The 21,718-nt window shown below is 61.2% G+C and carries 27 protein-coding genes; 14 read left to right on the top strand and 13 right to left on the bottom strand.

The genetic code is table 11. The annotated features are described in order from the left end of the window. Positions 1–4: 4 nt before the first annotated feature. Together ABIN98_RS13305 and ABIN98_RS13300 are read left to right on the top strand one after the other, a co-directional pair. Complete coding sequence (locus ABIN98_RS13305; protein WP_346910792.1) at positions 5–742, top strand: MBL fold metallo-hydrolase; 738 nt, start codon at positions 5–7, stop codon at positions 740–742. Between the two features lie 110 nt (positions 743–852). Beyond that, entirely contained in the window at positions 853–1,269 is a 417-nt protein-coding gene (locus ABIN98_RS13300; protein ID WP_346910647.1) for a cupin domain-containing protein, read from the top strand. Positions 1,270–1,295: 26 nt separating this feature from the next. On the opposite strand, the gene ABIN98_RS13295 is transcribed toward ABIN98_RS13300, so the two are convergent. The 4 genes from ABIN98_RS13295 to ABIN98_RS13280 all read right to left on the bottom strand — a co-directional run bounded on the left by ABIN98_RS13295 (position 1,296) and on the right by ABIN98_RS13280 (position 3,615). Then, positions 1,296–1,634: a PilZ domain-containing protein gene (locus tag ABIN98_RS13295; protein ID WP_346910646.1), complete on the bottom strand. Its 339-nt coding sequence runs from the start codon at positions 1,632–1,634 to the stop codon at positions 1,296–1,298. 167 nt (positions 1,635–1,801) lie between these two features. Continuing rightward, positions 1,802–2,299 carry a hypothetical protein gene (locus tag ABIN98_RS13290; RefSeq protein ID WP_346910644.1) on the bottom strand — a complete coding sequence of 166 codons (498 nt, stop codon included), beginning with the start codon at positions 2,297–2,299 and terminating at the stop codon, positions 1,802–1,804. A gap of 120 nt (positions 2,300–2,419) precedes the next feature. Beyond that, complete coding sequence (locus ABIN98_RS13285; RefSeq protein WP_346910643.1) at positions 2,420–3,085, bottom strand: haloacid dehalogenase type II; 666 nt, start codon at positions 3,083–3,085, stop codon at positions 2,420–2,422. Between the two features lie 101 nt (positions 3,086–3,186). Next, positions 3,187–3,615 (bottom strand): VOC family protein, encoded by a 429-nt coding sequence (locus ABIN98_RS13280; protein WP_346910641.1) that lies wholly within the window; start codon positions 3,613–3,615, stop codon positions 3,187–3,189. Between the two features lie 295 nt (positions 3,616–3,910). Here ABIN98_RS13280 and ABIN98_RS13275 point away from each other — a divergent pair, with 295 nt between their 5' ends. Beyond that, positions 3,911–4,768 carry a branched-chain amino acid aminotransferase gene (locus ABIN98_RS13275; RefSeq protein WP_346910640.1) on the top strand — a complete coding sequence of 286 codons (858 nt, stop codon included), beginning with the start codon at positions 3,911–3,913 and terminating at the stop codon, positions 4,766–4,768. A gap of 18 nt (positions 4,769–4,786) precedes the next feature. Here ABIN98_RS13275 and ABIN98_RS13270 read toward each other — a convergent pair whose 3' ends face one another. Then, complete coding sequence (locus tag ABIN98_RS13270; RefSeq protein ID WP_346910638.1) at positions 4,787–6,145, bottom strand: YbfB/YjiJ family MFS transporter; 1,359 nt, start codon at positions 6,143–6,145, stop codon at positions 4,787–4,789. Positions 6,146–6,324: 179 nt separating this feature from the next. Here ABIN98_RS13270 and ABIN98_RS13265 point away from each other — a divergent pair, with 179 nt between their 5' ends. From ABIN98_RS13265 to ABIN98_RS13250, 4 genes are all read left to right on the top strand, one after another. Further along, on the top strand, positions 6,325–7,188 hold the full coding sequence (locus tag ABIN98_RS13265) for a DUF6159 family protein (protein WP_346910637.1): 864 nt from the start codon (positions 6,325–6,327) through the stop codon (positions 7,186–7,188). A gap of 328 nt (positions 7,189–7,516) precedes the next feature. Beyond that, entirely contained in the window at positions 7,517–8,116 is a 600-nt protein-coding gene (locus tag ABIN98_RS13260; RefSeq protein WP_346910636.1) for a superoxide dismutase, read from the top strand. 202 nt (positions 8,117–8,318) lie between these two features. Beyond that, entirely contained in the window at positions 8,319–8,765 is a 447-nt protein-coding gene (locus ABIN98_RS13255; RefSeq protein WP_346910635.1) for a cytochrome c, read from the top strand. 21 nt (positions 8,766–8,786) lie between these two features. Further along, positions 8,787–9,707 (top strand): cytochrome c, encoded by a 921-nt coding sequence (locus ABIN98_RS13250; protein ID WP_346910634.1) that lies wholly within the window; start codon positions 8,787–8,789, stop codon positions 9,705–9,707. 36 nt (positions 9,708–9,743) lie between these two features. Here ABIN98_RS13250 and ABIN98_RS13245 read toward each other — a convergent pair whose 3' ends face one another. Both ABIN98_RS13245 and ABIN98_RS13240 read right to left on the bottom strand, forming a co-directional pair. Then, positions 9,744–10,871, bottom strand: a complete 1,128-nt coding sequence (locus tag ABIN98_RS13245; RefSeq protein ID WP_346910632.1) for a CapA family protein — start codon at positions 10,869–10,871, stop codon at positions 9,744–9,746. A 23-nt stretch (positions 10,872–10,894) separates the two neighbouring features. Further along, positions 10,895–11,248 (bottom strand): hypothetical protein, encoded by a 354-nt coding sequence (locus ABIN98_RS13240; RefSeq protein WP_346910631.1) that lies wholly within the window; start codon positions 11,246–11,248, stop codon positions 10,895–10,897. A 220-nt stretch (positions 11,249–11,468) separates the two neighbouring features. On the opposite strand from ABIN98_RS13240, the gene ABIN98_RS13235 reads away from it, so the two are divergent. From ABIN98_RS13235 to ABIN98_RS13225, 3 genes are all read left to right on the top strand, one after another. Then, positions 11,469–11,918 (top strand): cyclic nucleotide-binding domain-containing protein, encoded by a 450-nt coding sequence (locus ABIN98_RS13235; protein WP_346910630.1) that lies wholly within the window; start codon positions 11,469–11,471, stop codon positions 11,916–11,918. Further along, the gene (locus tag ABIN98_RS13230; RefSeq protein ID WP_346910628.1) at positions 11,915–12,082 is read left to right on the top strand and encodes a helix-turn-helix domain-containing protein; all 168 of its coding nucleotides are present in this window, start codon (positions 11,915–11,917) and stop codon (positions 12,080–12,082) included. The genes ABIN98_RS13235 and ABIN98_RS13230 overlap by 4 nt, the downstream gene beginning before the upstream one ends. Positions 12,083–12,207: 125 nt before the next feature. Further along, on the top strand, positions 12,208–12,405 hold the full coding sequence (locus tag ABIN98_RS13225) for a DUF2892 domain-containing protein (RefSeq protein WP_394701494.1): 198 nt from the start codon (positions 12,208–12,210) through the stop codon (positions 12,403–12,405). Positions 12,406–12,619: 214 nt separating this feature from the next. On the opposite strand, the gene ABIN98_RS13220 is transcribed toward ABIN98_RS13225, so the two are convergent. Further along, positions 12,620–14,704 carry a S9 family peptidase gene (locus ABIN98_RS13220; RefSeq protein ID WP_346910627.1) on the bottom strand — a complete coding sequence of 695 codons (2,085 nt, stop codon included), beginning with the start codon at positions 14,702–14,704 and terminating at the stop codon, positions 12,620–12,622. 188 nt (positions 14,705–14,892) lie between these two features. Here ABIN98_RS13220 and ABIN98_RS13215 point away from each other — a divergent pair, with 188 nt between their 5' ends. Then, positions 14,893–15,255, top strand: coding sequence for a potassium channel family protein (locus tag ABIN98_RS13215; protein ID WP_346910625.1), 363 nt, complete (start codon positions 14,893–14,895; stop codon positions 15,253–15,255). A gap of 3 nt (positions 15,256–15,258) precedes the next feature. Here ABIN98_RS13215 and ABIN98_RS13210 read toward each other — a convergent pair whose 3' ends face one another. Further along, the gene (locus ABIN98_RS13210; protein WP_346910623.1) at positions 15,259–16,488 is read right to left on the bottom strand and encodes an MFS transporter; all 1,230 of its coding nucleotides are present in this window, start codon (positions 16,486–16,488) and stop codon (positions 15,259–15,261) included. Positions 16,489–16,920: 432 nt separating this feature from the next. Beyond that, a complete protein-coding gene (locus tag ABIN98_RS13205) occupies positions 16,921–17,769 on the bottom strand; it encodes an SDR family oxidoreductase (RefSeq protein WP_346910621.1) in 849 nt (282 codons plus the stop codon). A 108-nt stretch (positions 17,770–17,877) separates the two neighbouring features. On the opposite strand from ABIN98_RS13205, the gene ABIN98_RS13200 reads away from it, so the two are divergent. Further along, positions 17,878–18,324, top strand: coding sequence for a helix-turn-helix domain-containing protein (locus ABIN98_RS13200; protein ID WP_346910619.1), 447 nt, complete (start codon positions 17,878–17,880; stop codon positions 18,322–18,324). Between the two features lie 2 nt (positions 18,325–18,326). On the opposite strand, the gene ABIN98_RS13195 is transcribed toward ABIN98_RS13200, so the two are convergent. Genes ABIN98_RS13195 through ABIN98_RS13185 form a run of 3 tightly spaced genes read right to left on the bottom strand, consistent with a single transcriptional unit; the run spans position 18,327 to position 20,721 of the window. Beyond that, on the bottom strand, positions 18,327–19,715 hold the full coding sequence (locus tag ABIN98_RS13195) for a HAMP domain-containing sensor histidine kinase (RefSeq protein ID WP_346910618.1): 1,389 nt from the start codon (positions 19,713–19,715) through the stop codon (positions 18,327–18,329). Then, on the bottom strand, positions 19,712–20,395 hold the full coding sequence (locus tag ABIN98_RS13190) for a response regulator transcription factor (protein ID WP_346910616.1): 684 nt from the start codon (positions 20,393–20,395) through the stop codon (positions 19,712–19,714). Before ABIN98_RS13190 ends, ABIN98_RS13195 begins: the two co-directional genes overlap by 4 nt. Next, positions 20,395–20,721 carry a PepSY domain-containing protein gene (locus ABIN98_RS13185; protein WP_346910614.1) on the bottom strand — a complete coding sequence of 109 codons (327 nt, stop codon included), beginning with the start codon at positions 20,719–20,721 and terminating at the stop codon, positions 20,395–20,397. The genes ABIN98_RS13190 and ABIN98_RS13185 overlap by 1 nt, the downstream gene beginning before the upstream one ends. 129 nt (positions 20,722–20,850) lie before the next feature. Between ABIN98_RS13185 and ABIN98_RS13180 the strand changes: the two genes are divergently transcribed. Both ABIN98_RS13180 and ABIN98_RS13175 read left to right on the top strand, forming a co-directional pair. Then, a complete protein-coding gene (locus ABIN98_RS13180; RefSeq protein ID WP_346910612.1) occupies positions 20,851–21,135 on the top strand; it encodes a PepSY domain-containing protein in 285 nt (94 codons plus the stop codon). Continuing rightward, positions 21,135–21,716, top strand: a complete 582-nt coding sequence (locus tag ABIN98_RS13175) for a cytochrome b/b6 domain-containing protein (protein ID WP_346910610.1) — start codon at positions 21,135–21,137, stop codon at positions 21,714–21,716. Before ABIN98_RS13180 ends, ABIN98_RS13175 begins: the two co-directional genes overlap by 1 nt. The last annotated feature ends 2 nt before the right edge of the window (positions 21,717–21,718 follow it).

Below are 21,718 nucleotides of genomic sequence, written 5' to 3'. Positions count from 1 at the left end.
TGTGTTGGAGGTCCACTTTGTCGGATGTGGCGACGCATTCGGCAGTGGCGGGCGCTTCAACACCTGCTTTCACGTCACCGGCGAGAAGGCGAATTTCCTGATCGACTGCGGGGCGACTTCCCTGGTCGCGCTGAAACGGGCGAATGTTGGTCTCAATGACATTCGTGTCATCCTGATCACCCATTTCCATGCCGATCACTTCGGCGGCATTACGCCGTTCATGCTCGATGCCCAGTTCTTTTCCAAACGGACCGCGCCGCTGACGATAGCAGGTCCGCCCAGTTTGAAGGACTGGTTTGTGCGGGCAATGGAAACCGCCTTTCCCGGATCGTCGAAGACGCAACCGAAGTTCGATCTTGAGTTTCTGGAACTGAGTGAACGAGAGACTGTATCGATCGACGGTCTTGGCGTGACGCCCTTTCTCGTCCGTCACGGCCCTCCGGGCGGGCCGTTCTTCGCTTATCGCATCGAGGCGGAAGGCCGGATCATTGCCTATACCGGCGACACGGAATGGACCGATGCGCTGATCGAAGTGGGCCGGGAGGCGGACCTCTTCGTGGCGGAGGCCTATTTCCGCGACAAGAAGGTGCCGTTGCACCTCGACCTGGCGTCGCTGGAATCCCATCTGCCGGAGATCCGGCCGAAGCGGCTGGTGCTAACCCATATGTCGGAGGACATGCTCAGCAAGCGCGCCCAGGTGCCTTACGAATGTGCCGAGGACGGTCTGAGGGTTACAATCTGACGGTGTCCGGAACCGAACTGTGTCAAATCCCCCATACAGGGCCTCTCGGGATATCGGCGTGGGTGCTGTCATGGTAACAAGTGACAGGATGCAACTGGGAGGACGTTTGCATGTGGAAGCTGGCTGAAAGAACCGGACTGAAAACAGCGCTCGCCGCGATCTGCATGAGCGTACCGCTGATGGCTTTACCGGCCCAGGCGGAAAGCCAGTTTGTCCGTACCGAAATCAGCAGGGATGATCTGTCCGGTTCGGACACGATGGAAGTGATTGTGTCTCGGCTGGAAGTCCCGCCGGGGGCCATGATCCCGCTGCACACCCATTTCGGTGACGAGCACATGGTGGTGTTCGAGGGCGGGGCCATGACCGCGCCCAATGGCAAGGTGATCACGTTCAAGCCGGGCATGGCCGGTTTCTTCCCGGCCGGCAAGGTTCATGGCGGCCTGACCAACACCGGTGACACGCCGCTCGTTGCCTACACCACGCACATCGTGGAAAAAGGCAGGCCGTTCAGCACGCCGGCGCAATAGGCACGGGGGCGTCTTGGGCCCTGACCCTAGTCGCCTTCGACCACCGCATAATAATTGTACTGAAGGGCCTGCAAGCGCTGGGCCTTGAACAGAGACACCGGGGCCGGCGGGATCTCGAAGGCGACGCCGAGCTGCTTGCCGTCCCGCCAGGCGATGCGGGCCAGGGCGATGGACTTGTCCAGATCGTCGAAGATCAGGATTTCCTCAGGCAGCGCCACATGGTCCGGGACGAGCAGGCGGCAGCCGCCTGCAGACAGGTCAAAGATCGTGCATTCGCTTAAGAAGCGGTCGGTCAGGTCGGCGATCTTGCCGCTGCGCAGGCGCGTCTTGCGTCTGGGATGGGCGCGTTGTTCTCGTTTCGTCATGGTCTTTTTGCCCTCTGGTTGGGGCGGCAGCTGACCGGGCTATCGGGCAGGGATTGAAAGATCCGGTCAGCTGCCAACCCCGGTTGGTCGGGGGAATTGAAGGATCGCTGATGATGATTGCGCGAGGCTTGCCGGACGTATGCATTGTGCTCCGGCGCCGGCCGGGTTCAGTTCGCCGGCGTTTGAAGCTGCCGCTTCAGGACGTCAATCATCGTGTCGACTTCGTCGGGCGTCAGCCGGCCGTGTCCGCGCAGGAATTGGCCCGTGTCTTCTCCCGAATACCGTCCCACAAGAACGCCGTCTTTTACGATCAGCCTCGAGCGGGCGAATTCCACGGCGCGGTCATGGCAGGTGAGACACTTGTCGTGAAAAAGCCGGCCCGATTGGCGAATGGCAATCAGCTGATCGATGAGGATCTGCCGCTCGGCAGCCTCAAGGCGACCGTGGCCGCCGCTCAGGAACGCTTCGACATCTTTGCCAGAAGAGGTGCTGACGAGCCGGCCTTCCTTCAGGTCGAGCCGGTCATGGACGAAGTCGCCCGCATGCGCCGCGTGGCATCGCGCGCAACTCTGTTCGTAGATCGCATGGGGATCGGTTTCCTGCGCACCGACGGGATCGACGGCCGCCAGAATGAGCAGGAAAAGAAATGCCGTCAGCCGTTTCATCGCACTAACCCCCGCATCGCAGGATTCTAAGAAGCGTTCGGAGAGAACCGTCTGCCTCTCGGTCAGCATGATTGCTACTGCGAAACCGAACCGGGCGCTTTGAGCTGTCGCAAGGGGCGTCTAACCCAGAGCCTGCAAACCGGTAAGGTCGTTCAGGACCGCGGCGGGGGAGAGGTCGAGATACTCGTCCGGCATGCCGGTGCGGTTCATCCAGACGGTCCGGAAACCGAAAGCGGTTGCGCCGGCGACGTCCCACCGGTTGGAGGACTGGAACGACACCGTGTCCGGATAGATCCGATAGTGGGTGGTGACCATTTCGTAGACCCGGGGATCGGTCTTGTAGGTCTTCAGTTCGTCGACGGAAAACACGTCATCGAACAGATCGCCCAGGTTGGAGGCTTTCACCGCGGCATCCAGCATGGCCGGCGATCCGTTTGACAGGATGGCGATCTTCGCACCGGTGGCCTTCAGGTTGGTCAGCACCTGGGGAACCTCCGGATAGCAGTCGAGCGTCCAATAGGCGTTGAGAAGCTCGTCGCGCAGGGATTTGTCGGCGCTCGGAACCAAAGCGAAGGCAGTGTCAAGCGCCTGCTGGGTGAGGGTCCAGAAATCCAGGTACTGGCCGCCCATCAGGGCGCGGATCCAGGAATACTCCAGCTGCTTTTCCCGCCAGAGGGAGGACAGGCGCTGGGAATCGGGACCCAGTTTCTCCGCGTGTTTGCGGACCGCCGCATGCACGTCGAACAGGGTGCCGTAGGCATCGAAAACATAAGCCGCGTGGGCCATTTCACTCTCCAGACCAGTCCCGATGAATGGGTGGCTGCAGAAGACTACCTCAAATAGGGGCCGTCAAGCCGCTCGACCTAGCACAATGGTCGCAATCAGGACTATTTGACAGGAATAGCGATGTTTCCATCCGCGTCGATCGGCCAGAATGGATTGTAAGCGATTTCAAGGAGATGGCCGCCGGGAATGGCGACATAGGAGGAATATCCGCCCCAGAAGACCTTGTCCGGATGCTTGACCGGCTCGGCACCGGCATCGACCGCCTGTTGAAACACCATGTCCACGTCCGCTTCGCTGCGGCCGTTCCAGGCAATGGTCATGCCGCCTAGTGTATCGGCGGGCAAGGCGCGGCCGATTTCCTCTTCCAGGGATTTGCGCGCATAGAGCGCCAGTATGCTGCCACCTGTCTGATAGAAGGCGACATCACCTTCTCCGCCTGAGCGGACCCAGCCGAGGCCGTTCTCGAAGAATGCAGCGACGGCGTCGACATCTTCGACGGCAAGGGTAACGAGGCTTATACGCTGTTCCATTTCCGGTCCTCCCACTGAAAGATTGCTTTGGACATATCATGAACATTTGCCGGATTCCATCCAGGACCGCATTAACCGGAAACGTCGAGCACTCGGGCGTTCGGCTGCCAGACCTTGCACAGGGTCTCTGAAAAAATTTTCCCGGTTAAGGGTCTGTGCGAAATAAATCATTCCCGATCAGGGTCTTCCGGAAAAGGATCCGGGCAATCTTGTCGCACTCCTGAGAAGGTGTTGACTGAGGCACATGAAAGTCGTTTTTTGCCGTACGTCCAAAGTATGTGATGAGGAAACGACCATGAGCGGCTGGAGCGAAACCTGGACCTGGATCGATGGGACCTGGCACGAGGGCAATCCGCCGATGATGGGCCCGCGCACCCATGCGGCCTGGCTCGGTTCCAGCGTCTTCGACGGGGCCCGCTACTTCGAAGGCACTACGCCGGACCTCGATCTCCATTGCCAGCGGGTCAACGATTCCGCCCTGGCACTGGCCTTGAAACCGACCATGCAGGTCGGCGAAATGATGGAACTCGCCCTGGAAGGGGCGAAGAAGTTCTCCCCCGACAAGCAGCTCTACATCAAGCCCATGTACTGGGCGGAAGGCGACGGCGCCGGTGTGATTGCCGCCGACCCGGAGAGCACCCGCTTCTGCATGTGCCTGTTCGATGCGCCCATGGCCGGCAAGGAAGCGGCTACGTCCGTCACCCTGTCCCATTTCCGCCGCCCGACGATCGAAACCATGCCGGTCAATGCCAAGGCAGGCTGTCTCTATCCGAATAACGCTCGCGCCATGGCGGAAGCAAAGGGAAGGGGGTTCGACAACGCGGTCGTCCTCGACATGCTGGGTAATGTGGCCGAACTCACGTCTGCCAACATCTTCATGGCAAAGGACGGTGTGGTGCATACGCCGGTGCCGAACGGAACCTTCCTGGCCGGGATCACCCGCTTCCGGGTGATCAAGCTCCTGCGCGATGCCGGATATACGGTGCACGAGCGCACGCTGCGCTACGAAGAGTTTCTGGATGCCGACGAGATCTTCTCCACTGGGAACTACAACAAGGTCGTTCCGATCAACCGGATCGAGACGCGCGATATCCAGCCCGGCCCGATCGCGGCCAAGGCACGCGAGCTCTATTGGGACTTCGCCCACGGCTGAGGCTGATTGGAGCGGATCCTAGTCCTTCAGGTAGCCATTTTCGCGGAGTTGCCGGACGGCGTCGATCTTGCCGCCCTCGGCCCGCAGCGTTTCGATGGCATCGACAAGGTCGGTCTTGCCTTCCGACAGGAGCTGGGCACGCAGGCTTTCCCAGTCAGGAACGACCGGTCTCGGGCTTTCCTTCGGTCGCGGTTTTCCGCGAACGAAAACCAGCAAGCCGGCAACGACCAGAGCTCCGGCCGCGGCAAAGGACGCGGCCTTGAAGTTCCCGGTCAAGGTATGGCTGAGGCCGGCGAACCACGGACCGACCACCTGGCCGAGGCCGAAACTGGCGGTCATGACCGCAAGGATGCGCCTGGGATCGCCGCTCGCCAACCGCCGGGCTTCGATCAGGCCGAGAGCGGTAATCCCCATGAAGGTCGCCCCGAGCAGGGCGGCGGCAAGCAGCATGAGGAACGGCGTTCCGGCAACGACGCTCAGGGTGACGCCGGCGGCTTGTGCGAGGCAGGCAGCGGCATAGGCCTGTCGGAGGCCAACCCTTGCCGAAATCCTGTTCCAGACCAGAACAGACGGCGCGGCGCACAGGCCGACGGTAAGCCAGACAAAGGCTTCGGCACTTTGAAGACCCGGAGTGTCGCGGGCGATAACCGAGATGAAGGTCGCGGTGATCACATAGCCGAAGCCGAAAAGACCATAAGCGATAACGATGCGGAGGAGGTCGGCCGAAAGGGCCGCGCTTTTTCTGTTGGCGGCGGGCGTTATCTCTACTGGCGTAACCCGGGCGCTTTTGTCGCTGGGGATCAGCAGGGCAATGGCGGTAAGGAGCGCCAGCGTCGCGATGCCGCTGCCAAACCAGAGCTGGCGCCAGGAAAGTCCGGAGCCTGCGAGGACGGCAATCAGGACGGCTGAGAACGCGATGCCGGAACCGACGCCGGCAAAATGCAGGGCGGAAAGGCCCACACGTCCCGCTTTGGCAAGTTGTTCCAGCACCAGGGCGGAGGAAAAGACCAGCACGAACGCGCTGGCGAACCCACCCAGGAAACGTAAGGCGGCGAACGCGGTGAGCCCGTCGGCCCATCCCATGGCAGCGGACGTCACCGCGCTGGCGAACAGCGCCGAAAGAAACCAGTTTCGCGGGCTACCGGGCAGCCGGCCGACCGATCCCGCGAGCGCACCGGCGAGATAGCCGAGGAAATTGGCCGAGGCGACAAATCCGGCATCTGCCGCAGACAGCGGAACGCCATCGGCCATGAACGGCAGGATGGGCGTGTAAACGAACCGCCCGATTCCCATGGCGGCGGCAAGCGCAAGAGCGCCCCCGAGCGCGAGGCGGAGGGGTGCCGTTGTGGCGGAATGGGATGGCTGCGAACCGGGCAACGGATGTCTCTGAAAAGTCCAAGAGGTCCGTACCCTAGAGGCGCAGTTGCTGTTGCCGCAAGAGCAACGCGGGACCGCTTTGGATTGATTCAGATAAAAACAACGAAGCTCTGTTCAAATAGCGCCCGGTTTCTGGGGTGCCGGCGTCTCCGCCGGCAGTAGAAGGCGCTTTTGCGGTCATGAATTTTCTGGCGAAATTCGAACGGGCCATGGCGCTCGGCGGGGCCTGCTTCCGTGTGCTCATGATGGATAAGGAAATGCTGGTCTTTCCGCTCCTGAGCTTGCTGGCGCTCGGCGTGCTGTTTGCCGCCGGAATTGGTCCGTTGGCGGCAAACGGTCAGCTGGAGGCCTTCCGTCAGATGCTTGCCGAAAATCCGGACGTTACCCAGGAGCCCTGGTTTCTTGCCGCGATGTTCGGGGTCTATTTCGTTTGCTATTTCGTGGTGATCTTCTTCAATGCCGCTCTTGTGACCTGCGCGATGATCCGTTTTGCCGGCGGGGATCCCACGGTCATGGACGGCTTGCGATCGTCCGTCCGGAACCTGCCGAATATCCTGGCCTGGTCGCTGTTCGCCGCCAGCATCGGCTTTATTCTGGACATGATCGAGGACCGCTCGAAGGGGCTTGCCCGGTTCATCATGGGTTTCATTGGGACGGGGTGGAAAATCGCGACCTATTTCGCCGTTCCTGTCCTTGTCGTTGAACGCGTCGGCCCCATCGAAGCGGTCTCCCGGTCGATCGGCATCCTGCGGAAAACATGGGGCGAGGCGCTGATATCCCATTTCGGTCTTTCCGCCCTTTATCTCATCCCGTTCGCGGGCGGCTTTCTGTGCGCCCTTGCGGGCGGCGCCCAGTTCGAGGCGCGTCCGCTGTTCGCTTCGGTCCTCTGGCTGATGGGCATCCTGTTCTTTTTCCTGTCGACGCTGGTGATCTCCACGCTTGGCTCGATCCTCAAGGCGGCGCTCTACGTCTATGCGGTCGAAGGAACCTTGCCCTCCGGGACCTTCGACGACCGGCTGATCTCCGATGCTTTCAAGGATTAAGCGGGTACCGGCGATCGACTTCCTCGCTCCGTCCTCCCATCTGCTTTGACGCGCTGGGGGTCCGCGCTGGCGGACCGGGACTGCGGTATCAATAAAACAATAAAAATATTTTTTTATTTGGCGTTTGGGCGTTGCCGGGAGCGGTGAAGGCTCCTATGTTGCCCCTCGAAGCGGGTCGTATTTTTACCTGCGACCCGCTGAGAGCATCCGGCGTTCATTCGAACGCGGACAGGATGGTCTGAAACTACAAGATCGATCGGCTTTTCGTTTTCATGTGCCCCCGCATGAAGAAGGTCGGTCGGGACGCTGCCCCACAGGAGGACATGCCATGTCATTTGAACTTCCCGATCTCCCTTATGCCTATGATGCCCTCAGCCCGTACATGTCGGCTGAAACGCTCGAATATCACCACGACAAGCACCATCAGGCCTATGTGACCAACGGCAACAACCTGCTGAAGGACAGCGGCCTGGAAGGCAAGTCGCTGGAAGACGTCGTCAAGGAAAGCTTCGGCAAGAACCCGGGCTTGTTCAACAATGCTGCCCAGCACTACAATCACATCCATTTCTGGAAGTGGATGAAGAAGGACGGCGGCGGCACCTCGCTTCCGGGCGTGCTGGCTTCCAAGATCGACAGCGATCTGGGCGGCTATGACAAGTTCCGCGCTGATTTCCTGGCTGCCGGTGCCACCCAGTTCGGGTCCGGTTGGGCCTGGCTTGCGCTCAAGGGCGGCAAGCTGGAAATCATGAAGACCCCGAACGGTGAAAACCCGCTGGTTCACGGTGCGACGCCGCTGCTCGGCTGCGACGTCTGGGAACATTCCTACTACATCGACTACCGCAACGCGCGGCCGAAGTACCTGGAAGCCTTCGTCGACAACATGATCAACTGGGACTACGTCCTGGAACTCTACGAAGCCGCTTCCTGATCTGAAACGGACGTTCCGTATTGTAAACCCCGGCCCGGGATAATTGCCCGGCGCCGGGGTTTTTTATAAGTTTTGTTTCCGCTCCGTTGACAGTGCGTCAATTGGTTCCACCCAACCTCACAGGTCCGTGATTTCAAATCAACGGAGAGTTAGTCCTCAATGGGACAGGGTGGGATCGAAAGCGTTTGAAGAGGAGAGGACCATGCGTAAGCTTGTACTTGGTGTCGCGGCTTTGTGCCTGAGTGGAATGACGGCGATGGCGGCCGATGATCCGATAGCCGTGCGTAAACATATTATGGATTCCGTCGGGGCCGCGGCCGGTCTGAGCGGCGGCATGATGAAGGGTGAGGTTGCCTATTCGCCTGCAGCAGGCAAATCCGCGATCGCGACCATGGTGGCGGCCGCTTCTGCTTTCGGGACGTTTTTCCCGGAAGGCTCGGACATGGGCGATACCACCGCATCCCCGAAAATCTGGGAAGATGCAGCCGGCTATCAGGCGGCTCTGGACAAGTTTGCGGCCGATGCAGGTGCTGCCATGGCGGCCTCTGGCAAGGACGGCCCGGCAGACCTTGATGCTTTCAAGGCGGCGATGGGGCCGGTCATGGGCAATTGCAAGTCCTGCCATGAAGCCTATCGTGTGAAGAAATAGGACTTCACAGAAAGGCTTGTCATGTTCAGAAAGCTTGTCGCTGCAATCGTCGTTCTGGGAATTGCCGCTGCAGCGGCAGGCTGGTTCTTGTCTGCGCCCGAGCATCTGCCGGAGGAGGTTGTCGCGAACCTGCGGGCCGGCGATGCCGGGCGGGGCGAACTGATATTCTGGGCCGGCGGCTGCGCATCGTGCCATGCACCTGCCGGAGCAAAGGGAGAGGCGAAGCTCGGCCTCGGCGGCGGACAGCGTCTGGATACGCCGTTCGGCATCTTTGTCGCACCGAATATCTCTAGCGATCCCCGAGACGGGATCGGCGCATGGACGCTCGCCGAATTCGCCGATGCCATGCTGAAAGGCACGTCACCGGAGGGGAAGAACTTCTATCCGGCCTTTCCTTACACCTCCTATGCCCGCATGAAGCCGCAGGACGTCTCCGATCTCTTTGCTTTCATGCAGTCCCTGCCGCCGGTCAGCGGTAAAGCCGCCGGCCATGAGCTCGGCTTTCCCTTCAATATCCGCAGGGGCGTGGGGCTCTGGAAACGGCTCTATCTCGATAGTGCCCCGGTTGTTCCGGAGGATCAGCTACACGGAGACACGGAACTGAGCATTCTCAACCGCGGCCGTTATCTGGTGGAAGGACTCGGTCATTGCGGTGAGTGCCACACACCTCGTAACGCCATTGGCGGTTTGGAGAAGACCCTCTGGCTGGCGGGAGCGCCGGCCGCGGCAGGCGAGGGGAAAGTTCCCAACATCACCTCGGGAGAAGGCGGGATTTCCAGCTGGAGCGCATCGGATATCGCCTATTATCTGGAATCGGGCTTCACGCCCGACTACGACAGTGTCGGCGGTGAAATGGTGTCCGTCCAGGAGAACATGGCAAAGCTTCCCGCCTCCGACCGGGAGGCGATCGCCGCTTATCTGAAAGCCGTTCCGGCCCATTGAAGGCTTCGATTTTCGTTCTGGTATCCGGTCGGATCCTCAATCCCATGCCAGCGTGAGGCTGTTATCCGTCTCAAGGTACAAGCGGGACCCGAAACGCTTGCCTTCGCGGTTCAAAACGCGGCAGATCCATTCCGCTTCGTCTCGATCGGCCTGGTGAAGCCGGAATTTGCGGATCCGGAAGGGGACGAGACGCAGACCTTCAAGCGTTCCGTCTTTCTGCCGCAGCGAGGGCAGATACATGAGCACCAGATCGCTGCGATAGGCCTCGTTACCCGTGATGCCCTCATAGTCGTTGATGAAGTCGCCGCAGCCGTAAAGGATCAGTTTTTCCCTGTAGACCTCCATGGCGCGCGGATGATGGGAGGAGTGGCCGAAGATGATGTCGGCGCCGTCCGCGTCGATCAGCGCACGCGCGAAAGTCATGTGTGCCTGCGGGATGTCGTACCCCCAATTATCGCCCCAATGCAGCGACATCACGACCACATCTCCGGGCTGCCTGAAGGTCGAGACCTGCGCGGCGATGGCTGATGCTGTCCGAGCACAGGCTGTATCCAGAAAATTGATGCCGGGCCGGGTTTTGCTTGCCGCCGACTCAGCGGAAACGCCGCTTTCGGGAGTGCCGAACGCAAATACGAGGATATGGCCTCCAGGCACGGCCAGAATGGCCGGTGCTGCGGCTTCGGCCAGGTCCCGCCCGGCTCCGGTCCGTTTGATACCTGTTTCGTCCAGCGTTGCCAGTGTGTCGAGGAGACCCGTGGACTGCCAATCCATGACGTGGTTGTTGGCGAGCGTGCAGCAGTCCAGGCCGGCAGCGGTGAGCACCGCGGTATTCGCCGGATTCATCTTGTAGTGGATGCCTTTCGGGGCGGGTCGGTTCGCTGTGGTGATTGCCGTCTCGAGATTGACGATCCGCAGGTCTGGAGCCCGGTGCTCCAGTTCGGCCAGGGCATCGCCCCAGATGTAGCGGAAGCCGACCGGCGCCGGAATTCGCCCGTTCACACGCTCGGCAAGGTGAACATAGTCGGTTGCCCGTTTGACGAAGTGTTCGTGGAGGCGGGGATCGTTCGGGTGGGGCAGAACCTGGTCGATGCCGCGGCCGGTCATCACGTCGCCGGCAAGAAACAGCCGGACATGACCGGGCAGACTGTCCGTCCTTCCGGTCATTTAAACGGGTTTCGCTCTGGTCATTATTTCCGCGGGAACGGATCGCAGCCGGCGTAGGTGGTGAAGTCGAAATAGCCCTGCATGTAGGTAATGAAGGTCTGGCATTCCTGCTGTGTCTGGAAGCAGCCGGCGCGGGAGCGAACGAGCGTGCGCTCGAAGTCGTTGATCCGACCGCTGACAATGCCCTTCCAACCGGTCTTGCCTGAAGCCTGGAAGCTCCGGCAGTCGTATTTGGTGCCGTAAATCTCCGGTACCTTGGTCGGGTCATAAGTCGGCGCGAACAGAAGCCTTTCGAGAAAACCGGCCTGGGCCATCGGAGCCGACACGGTAAAGGACATGAACGCGCCTGCCAGGATTGCAGCCATGCGTTTTTTCATCGGGTAGCTCCTTGTAGTATGACCGGGCACCGGTTTCCTCCGATCCTCGTAGCATATCGTTCGGACGGCGCATTTGATATATGCCTTGTCACCACGGAAGTCTATGCGACTGCACGTAAATGAGGTCTTATCGGTGACTGGGCCGGAAGAAGGGGCGGGGTTTTTCAATGATCGATGCTGCGGTTTCTTGACCGTCTTGGCCTGTCGGACCTGCCGGACGGTGAACGACAACGCGTCGCCGGAGCGCTTCGGATCGTCGATTTGCCCCCCGGGACGACGGTTTTCTCGCCCCGGTTCGGTCTGCGCTGGCTGGATCATGGTCGAGGACGGCTCGGTGCGGGTCGTCATGACTTCGGACACCGGCCGGGAGATCCTGCTTTACCGGGTCGGTGCCGGCGAAAGTTGTGCGCTGACAACCGCCTGCCTGTTCGGTGAGGACCCTTACGCGGCAACCGGTGTGACGGAAGTGGCGACGCGGGCCATTCTTATTCCGGCCGCGACCGTGTTCCGCCTGATCGAGATGTCGGATTCCTTCCGCAAGATGGTGTTTCAGGGGTTCGGACACCGCATCACCGATATCTTGCACACGATGGAAGATGCGGTTTTCCATCCGCTGGATGCCCGTCTCGCAGCGCTCTGCTGGAGCGGGCAGGGCCTGACGGAACCGTGACGGCGACCCAGGCCGAACTGGCCGCCGAATTGGGCTCCGTGCGGGAAGTCGTCACCCGGAAACTGGGAAAATTGTCCGACGCAGGCATCCTGGAGCGTCAGCGCGGCACCATTCGGGTGATGAAGCCGGAGGCGTTACGCCAGATCCGGATGAACGGCGAATAAGGTTTTGTGTCCCCTTGAGTGACTAAGTCACAGACCCGCAATCCACTTTCGGCCTAAGAACGCATTATCAAGGGTTGTTCGAGCCGGCTTGGTCTGGGTTCGGCTTAATCAAGAGGGTCTTCATTATGAAAAACATGGGTTCTGTCGACCGCATCCTGCGTCTCATCGTTGGGATCGCGCTGGTGCTCTTTGCTCTGCTCGGTCCGGCCGAAATCACCTGGAAATGGGTTGCCTGGATCGGCGTGGTTCCGATCGTCACCGCCCTGATCGGCTGGTGCCCGGCCTATACGGTGCTCGGCATCAAGACCTGCAAGTCTGCCTGATAACCAGGTCCGCCAGATAACCAAGTCCGCCTGAGAACGGACGGCCTGTCAGTTCGGCGGAAAGAGGCAAGAGCCTTACGTCGGATCTTGAGTGGCCCCATCCCACGGACCAATCGGCCCGTGGCAACTGTCTGTCATCTTGCTCGGACAGATCTTGGAGTCAGCGCCAAGCCCCACCCATTCGGCGCTGGCTCTCTTTCGTATATGCCGGAAGTCAGGCCTTTCCCGCCACCATCAGCGCGAAGGCCTGAACGAGCGCGACCTCCTTCAGGCTGTCGAAACGGCCGGAGGCGCCGCCGTGACCGGCCTCCATGTTTGTCTTCAGCATCAGCAGGCTGTCGCCGCTCTTTTGGGATCGCAGCTTTGCGACCCATTTTGCGGGTTCCCAATAAGTGACCCTCGGGTCGGTCAGTCCGCCGACGGCGAAGATCGCCGGATAGTCCTTTGCCCCTACATTGTCATAGGGCGAATAGGAGGCGATGTATTTGTAAGCCGCTTCGTCCGTAATCGGATTGCCCCATTCGGGCCATTCCGGCGGTGTCAACGGCAATGTATCGTCGAGCATCGTGGCGAGAACGTCGACAAATGGCACTTCCGCAATGATGCCGGCGAATTTCTCCGGCGCCATATTCGCGACGGCCCCCATCAGCTGGCCTCCGGCGGATCCGCCCTGCGCGATGATCCGGTCATGAGCGGTGAAATTCTCCACCGCAAGGTGATCGGCCGCAGCAATGAAGTCGGTGAAGGTGTTCTTCTTGTTTTCCCGCCGACCGGCCTTGTACCAGGCGAACCCCTTATCCTTGCCACCGCGGATATGGGCAATGGCATAGACGAAGCCCCGGTCCACAAGCGACAGGGCGCCAGTGCTGAAACTTGCGGGAATGGACATTCCGTAAGCGCCGTAGCCGTAAAGCAGGCAGGGCGCGGAACCGTCAAGCGGCGTGTCCTTGTGATAGAGCAGGGACACCGGCACGGTTTCACCGTCGGCCGCGGGCGCATGCAGCCGGCGCGTGACATAGTCGTCCGGATCATGGCCGGAGGGCACTTCCTGCTCCTTGCGCAAGACCCGCTCGCGGGTTTCGACATTGTAGTCGTAAACCCGGGACGGCGTGGTCATGGAGGAATAGGAGAAGCGGATCACGGTCGTGTTGAATTCGTAGCCGCCGCTGAGCCCCAGCGAATAGGCTTCTTCGTCGAAGGCGATCCGGTGCTCAATGTTGTCCACGAGCCGATGGATGACAATCCGCGGCAGGCCGTCCTCACGCTCCAGCCGGATCATGAAGGTCTTGTAGACGTCATGGGACAGGATCAGCCGGCCGGGTTTGTGCGGCACGAGATCGGTCCAGAACTCCCGGCCCGGCGTCGCTTTGGGCGCGGTGACGATCTTGAAGTCTTCCGCCCCGTCGACATTGGTCAGGATGTAGTAGAGCTCGCCGTTATCCTCGACGGAGTATTCGACCCCGGTGTCGCGCGCTGCGATCAGATGCGGCGGATCCAGCGGACTGTGGGCCGAAATCGTCCGGACTTCCGAGGTTTCGTGATCGTGGATATGGATCAGGATCGTGTCGCCGGACTGGGTCTTGGCGACGCTCATGAAGAAGCCCGGGTCTTGTTCCTCGTAGACGAGGACATCGGTGGCCGGATCTGTGCCGATTTCGTGGCGATACAGCTTCGACGGGCGATGGTTCTCGTCCTGGCGGACGTAGAACAGATACCTGCCGTCCGCAGAAAAGACCCCGCCGCCAAAGGTATCCTTGAGGTCGTAGTCCGCATCCTTCCCCGTTGTCAGATCGCGCAGGCGCAGGGTGAAGAATTCCGAGCCCTTGTCGTCGAAGGACCAGGCGAGCATACCGTGATCAGCCGAATGACTGGCGCCCGCGATCCGGAAATAGGCCTTGCCTTCCGCTTCCTTGTCGCCGTCCAGCAGCACTGTTTCGCCAGATCCGTCCCGGTTGGTTCGAACGAATTGCGGATGCTGGCCGCCGGTCACGTATTTGATGCCATAGGCATAGGGACCGTCGGGGGCGGGAACCGAGCTATCGTCTTCCTTGATACGACCGCGCATTTCCGAATAAAGCGTCTCCTGCAACGCCTCGGTCGGAGCCATGATGGCTTCCTGATAGGCGTTCTCCGCCTCCAGGTAGGCGCGAATATCGGCGGCAAGCACAGACGGGTCGCGCATCACCTCCTGCCAATTGTCGGCCCGCAGCCAGGCATAGTCGTCCTGGCGCTGAATTCCGTGGGTTTCAAGGGTGAGGGGACGCGCTTCGGCGCGCGGGGGAGCAGGCTGTTTTGTCATGAGCCCGAGGTAGGGGTTTCCGGTAGCGAAGGCAAGGGGAACGATTTAATCGATGCAACCCGGGACATGAAAAAAACATCCGGGCACCGAACCCGGCGGATGAATCAGCTATGGTGCTGCTCTGCGTTTCATCCGGCCGGACGGTTCTCGCTCAGATCGGCGAAGAGAAGGCCGGCGAGGAGAACCGAATGCGTGTCTTTTTTCCCAGGCTTCGCCGCCTGCTGAACTGGATCCGGGATGAGTGGTACAAGACGCCGCTTCGCTACGCCGTCGGTATCCTGATACTGGTTTTGGCAGGCGGGGCCTTCTTCTATCACCGGGTCGAGGGTTGGAGCCTGTTCGACAGCCTGTATTTCTGTGTGATCACGCTGGCGACCGTCGGCTATGGCGATTACTCGCCAAAGACCGATGTGGGGAAGCTCTTCACCATGGCCTATGTTTTCGTCGGGATCGGGCTCTTCGTCGGCGTGGCGACGGCGATCGCACAACGTTATGACCAGCCGCATCACAAGCAGCACAAGGCCGACGACGGGCACGAAAAGGGCAAATAAACCTCAGGCGACAGCCGTCCTGACCCGTCCCTTGAACAGGATGAAGGTCATGATCGAGATGTTCATGATGTTCCAGGCGATGCCGTTCAGGAAGGCGGCCTGATAGGAGCCGGTGAGATCGTAGATCCAGCCGGACATCCAGCCGCCGAGCGCCATGCCGAGGATGGTTGCCATGATCACCAGCCCGACCCGCTGGCCGGCTTCGCGGGCGGGCAGATATTCGCGCACGATGATCGCGTAGGAAGGCACGATGCCGCCCTGGGACAGGCCGAAGATCAGCGACACCAGGTAAAGCGATGCGAGCCCGTCGAAGGGCAGGAACAGGAACAGGGCGAGGCACTGGGCCACGGAGCTGATCAGGAGGGTTTTGACACCGCCGATGGCATCGGCCAGGAACCCGGACAGAAGCCGGCTGACGACACCTCCGCCGACCATGATCGCCAGCATGTCCGCGCCGCGCGCGACCCCGTAACCGAGATCGACGCAATAAGAGACGATGTGCACCTGCGGCATCGACATGGCGACACAGCAGCCGAGCCCGGCGAAGATCAGCAGGATCTGAAGCGTCCGCGGCGACAGCCCGGTTGAGAGTGCGCCGAATTTGCCCGTGGCCGGCATGTCCGCCGATCTGGCGCTTTCCGGCGGCGGCCGGCGCAGCATCAGCGCCAGCGGCAGCATGGCGACGATGCAGATCGCGGCAATCATGAAATAGGTCGTGCGCCAATCGCCGGAGCCGAGCGACCATTTGATGAAGGACGGCCACAGCGCGCCGGCGAGGTAATTGCCGCAGGCGGCCGCAGCGACCGCGATGCCCCGGCGTTTGTTGAACCAGTGCGACAGGTCGGCGATCAACGGCCCGAAGGTCGCGCCCGTCCCGGCACCCACCAGAACGCCCTGGGCCAGGGAAAAGGTCCAGATGCCGTTCGACAGGCCGGCCAGGGCAAAGCCGGCGCTGAGAGCGACGGCCGAGCCGATCACGGGCCAGACGATCCCCCACCGGTCCACCCAGCGGCCGACGAAGACATTGCCGGCGGCAAATCCCAGCATGGTGAAGGTATAGGATATGGAGGCATCGGCCCGGTCGACGCCGAAATCCGCCTGAACCGCCGGCAGGACGACGACCACCGCCCAGATGCCTGATCCGCCGATGGTAGACAACAGGATCGAGATCGCCAGTCGGAACCAGGCGTAGGCGCCGTCCGGGGCGTAGGGGTCAGCGGTTGCGGATGTCATGAGCGGCTCTTGAACTAGGGTCAGGACCCATTAATCAGGTTGAAATGGCGCCGTAAACGGCAAAGAGCTGCAAGGAGAGACGCGAAAAGCGGGCTCCCTGCCCGGTTGAGCGGTTCGACGCCGCAGATCGAAGCCGTTTCGGCGTCCTTTCAGGATATGGCCGATTTGCCCGGCTACAGCGTTGCAAGTTCTGGAAAACCGGACGGTTTCCTGCGAACTTCCGCCTCGTATCCGAACAAATCGGCTCATACCATTCCAATCTGATTAATGGGTCCTGACCCTGGACATATTTGCGTATCAGGTGCCGCCATCCTGCACTAATCAAAAACTTTGATGCATGTCCCAAGCCGAGAAATGAATGGTCCCATCGTTTTGCAGACGGGAGACCTTCGGCGGGAAGGGGGCTCCCGCCGAAGGTCAAGTGCAGACGGATCAGCCGACCTGTGTCTGCACGAATTGTTTCAGGGACACGGTCGGGTGCCCGATCAGATCTTCCAGATCCGTGCTTTCGCTGTAGAGCGCGCCACCGGCTGCGGCCGTATCCGAGTCGGCCAGGATGTCGGCGAAGGCCTGCGGCAAGCCGGCCTGAACCAGAATGCCCGCGTAGACGTCCGCCGGCAGGTTGTTGAACGGGATCTCGCGCCCGGCCTGTGCGGAAATTTCGCTGGCCATGTCTGCGAGCGTAAAGGCGCTGCTGCCGGCCAGCTCGTAGGTGCGGGTCGATGTGTCGTCGCCTGCGAGGACAGCCGCCGCGGCCTGCGCATAATCGCTCCGGCTGGCCGCTGCGATCTTGCCGCTTCCGGCACTGCCGACAACCGCGCCGTGTTCCAGCGCCGAGGCGACCGATCCGGCGTAGTTTTCCAGGTACCAGCCATTGCGCAGGAGCGCATACGCGATCCCGGAGGCTTTTAAAGCGGCTTCGGTCTCACGGTGTTCCCTGGCAAGGATCATCGGCGAGGTATCGGCATTCAGGATGCTCGTATAGGCGATGAAGGAAACGCCGGCCTCTTTCGCGGCATCGATCACCGCGGTGTGCTGACGCGCACGCTGGCCGATTTCGCTGCCGGAAATGAGCAACAGCTTGTCGACCCCGGAAAGCGCGGCGGCGAGGGTATCGGGCTTGTCATAGTCGGCAGGAACGACGGAAACCGTCGAGCTGGCGAGATCCTGAGCCTTTTCCGGGCTGCGGGCGAGCGCACGGATGCCGGATACACCGGCCTTGTTCAGATGGTCGATTACGAGCCGGCCGAGCTGACCGTTGGCGCCTGTCAGGGCAATCATGGACGTATCTCCTATTCAAAAAATGTCCGATAGGTCCGATATGGCTTGTAAACTTATTATTCGTAAGTACATACAAAAATGTAAGTTTGAAAAAATCTGGAGACCGACATGACCGGCGATCCGGCAGACACGCAATGGGATGAGGAAAACGGCGGAATTCTGCTGTCCGAACGCTTGCACCAGCGCGGCGTGGTTTTCAGCGACAAATGTCCGTCGCGCGAAATCCTGAAGCATCTGACCAGCCGTTGGGGCGTGCTCGTACTGATGGCGCTGCTTGGAGGTCCGTATCGGTTTTCGGCGTTGCGCAGGAAGATTTCCGGCGTCAGTGAGCGCATGCTGGCCCAGACGCTACAGGTTCTGGAAACGGATGGCTTCGTCGACCGGCACGCCTATCCGGTCGTTCCACCCCACGTGGAGTACACGCTGACCCCGATCGGCCGGGAGGCGGCGGAAAAAGTGCGGGACTTTGCCGACTGGATCGAGATCAACATCGGCCGGATTCTGGAGGCCCGTCGAGAGGATGGGGAAGACGGGGCGGTAGAGGCTGCCGAGTAGCGCTATCTCGCTCGGAGCGTCTTGCCGCTTTCCGGCTTGCCGCCGATCGCATGGATGGCGAATTCGGCTGCCAGACCCGGCTTCAGTGGGCAAAGGCGGAAGGTCCCACCCCAGGCCTCGGCGATTTCCTGAACGATGGCCAGGCCAAGGCCCGTGCCGCTCGCCGACTGATCCAGCCGGACGCCGCGTTTCAGCATCTTTTCGATCTGGTCTTCGGGAATGCCGGGGCCGTCATCCTCGATCCGGATCGTGATCCTGTCACCTTCCGAAAGCGTGCGGACGGAGACACGCGACCGGGCATGCCGGGCGGCATTCTCCATGAGGTTGCCCAGGGCTTCTGCCAGATCGTCCGGATCGATCACCACATTTGCCCGCTCGTCCACGTCGAGCACCCAGTCGAGTGCCGCTCCGGCCGGTGTCCTGGAGACGACGGAGAGCACCCGGTCGACCGCCTCGCGAATGTTCGAGACGGCTTGGCCGGTGCCGGTTGCCAGCCTCGCGCGTGCCAGTTCCCGCTCCACATGGCGCTGCATGGTATGGGCCACATGTTCCACGTCCTCGGCGATGTCGTTCAGACCGGCCGTACGAAGCCGTTCCACATCGCCGAGCAGAACCTGCAGCGGCGTTTTCAAGCCGTGCGCCAGGTCGCCCGCCCGGGCCCGCGCCTTCTCGATACGCGCCTGCCGGTCCGTCAGCAACGTGTCCAGTTCGAGCGCCATCGGCTCGATTTCCTGGGGGAAGCCGGCGGTGCCAAAGCGGGCGTCCGGGTCCTGGCGAATGGCCCTGAGCCTTTGCCGGATGCGGTGCAGTGGCCTGAGGCCGATGGTGACCTGAATATAGGCCGCGCCGATCAGGAACAGCGCCAGCAGGATCAGGTAAGGCAGCATGTCGAAGGCAAAGTCACGGGTCGCAGACCGAACGTCACCCAGCGAAATGGCGGCGGCGACCCGAACCGTTTGTCCACCGGCACGCGGGGAAAGCCTGACGCTGCGCTCCAGTGTCAGCAGATCTTCGGAAAGCGGGCCGGGCAGGACGTGCCGGTGCAGCGCGCCATGGGCCAGTTCATCGTCCGGCAATTGCAGCACGTTGTCCCACAGCGACCGCGACCTAAGCACCTTGTCGTCGAAGGAAACCTGCCAGTAGAGACCGGAAAGCGGGACCTCGAACCGGGGATCGCTCGGTGTCCGCGTGAGTTCGAGCGCGCCGGTTTCCTGGTTCTGTGCAAGACCCGAAACGATCTGGTCGAGAAAGACGCCGAGTTCGGTATCCACGCGCCGCTCGACATGGCGGTAGAACAGGACGGTCAGGCCCGTGGCCGAAAGCGCGAGCGCCAACAGGATGGAAAGGGCTCCTGCCAGGAGCAGTCGGAGGCGCAGGGAGCCTCTCGTCATCGCGGGCTTTCTCCAGCCGCCTCGTCTCCTGCGATTGTATAGCCGAAACCGCGCCTTGTTTCGATTGCGCCCGATCCGAGCTTCTTGCGCAACCGCGCCATGACGGCTTCCAGGGCATTCGGGTCGCGGGCATCGTCATCGCCGTAGAGGTGTTCCAGCAGCTCCGTCGGCGGCACGATCCGTTCCTTGTGGTGCATCAGATAGGTGACAAGGCGGTATTCAAGCGGCGTCAGCGCGATGGGTACGCCGTTGCGGGTGAGCCGCATCTGCTTCACGTCGAGGCTGAGCGGACCGGCTTCGATGACCGGTGTGCTGATGCCCGCCGAGCGCCGGATCAACGCCCGTGCCCGCGCCAGCAGTTCCTCCATGCGGAACGGCTTGGGCAGATAGTCGTCCGCACCCGCATCGATGCCCTCGACCCGTTCAGACCACGCGCCACGCGCGGTTAGCACCAGCACCGGCATGTCACGGCCTTCCGCCCGCCAGCGTTTCAGCACCGTCAATCCGTCGAGACCGGGCAAGCCCAGGTCCAGGATGATCAGGTCATAGGTTTCCGTGTCGCCGAGAAACCAGGCTTCTTCCCCGTCGGAGACGGTTTCCACGACGTAACCGGCCATTCCCAAGGTGGTGACGATATCGTCCAGGATCCGGGGTTCGTCCTCAACAACCAGAATGCGCATCAGTCCGCCATGCCTTCCACTATTTGCGCGGTCCGGGCATCGACATAAACTTCCTGTATCTGTCCATCCGGCGTCACGGTCTTGATTTCGTAGAAATAGCGTCCGTCTTCCTCTTCGAACTCGATGCCGACGATCCGTCCGCTGAGTTTGGGGCGGATCTGTTCCAGGATCTGTGCCAGCGGCAGGGCCTTGTGCTGCTGCAGCGCCGCCCGGGCCTGTTCGTGGTCGTCGTCATCATCCGCGCGCACGGAGGATGGAAGCTCTGCGGCGGCGAGGGCGCAGGCCGTCAGGAGGCTGAGCAGGAGTGGGCGAAATCGGGTCTTCATGGCTTTTTTATATCGAAATGAAACTGACAAATCCCTGACATTCGGCGGAAGCGGGCTGTCAGCGCTCATCAGGCATTGTCTCTTCATCGGACGGCAAGTCGCCGTTCTGCCCCTGAATGGAGTGACAAGATGAAAAAGACCCTGACCGCCCTGACCCTGGTTGCCGCCCTGTCCGGTTTTGCCGGCGCCGCGCTCGCTTCCGAAGGCCATGCCAAGATCGACGCTCCGCGCGATCAGTGGATGTCCGTTGACCAGATCACCCAGAAGATGACCGCCGAAGGTTACAAGGTTCGCCGCGTCAAGGTGGAAGACGGCGCCTATGAAGTCTATGCGCTGGACGCCAACGGCAAGCGGATCGAGGCCATCGTCCATCCGGTGACCGGCCAGATCCTGGGCAACGATCAGGACGACTGATGTCGGCGCCAGACACAGATGTCCGGGCCGGTGGCGCCGAGCCGCCGGCCGCCGGGCAAAAGACCGCGGGCGTCCGGGTCTGGGATCCGCTGGTCCGGATCTTCCACTGGTCGCTGGTCGTTCTGTTTGCGGTCGCGTGGCTCACAGGAGACGAGGTTCAGAAAATCCATGAACCGGCCGGATACGCGATCGCGGGTCTGCTGACGTTCAGGATCCTCTGGGGCCTCGTCGGCACCAGACACGCCCGCTTTACCGATTTCGTCTACCGGCCCTCGACCGTGATTGCCTATCTGCGCGATGCGGTGAAATTCCGCGCCAAGAGGTATCTCGGCCACAATCCGGCCGGCGGAGCCATGGTCCTGATGCTGATTGCCGTCATCGGCGGCACGGCCCTGACCGGCTACATGATGACCACCGACGCCTATTGGGGTGTCGAATGGGTCGAGGAAATTCACGAGCTCTTGGCCAATCTGGCGATCGCCCTGGTCGGCCTGCATGTTCTGGGCGTTGTTTTCGCAAGCATCGAGCATGGCGAAAACCTTGTCCGGGCAATGGTGACGGGAATTAAAGACCCCCAATAGCT

The organism is uncultured Roseibium sp. (assembly GCF_963675095.2).
GTDB lineage: Bacteria > Pseudomonadota > Alphaproteobacteria > Rhizobiales > Stappiaceae > Roseibium.
This window is presented reverse-complemented; position numbering and strand designations above follow the sequence as displayed.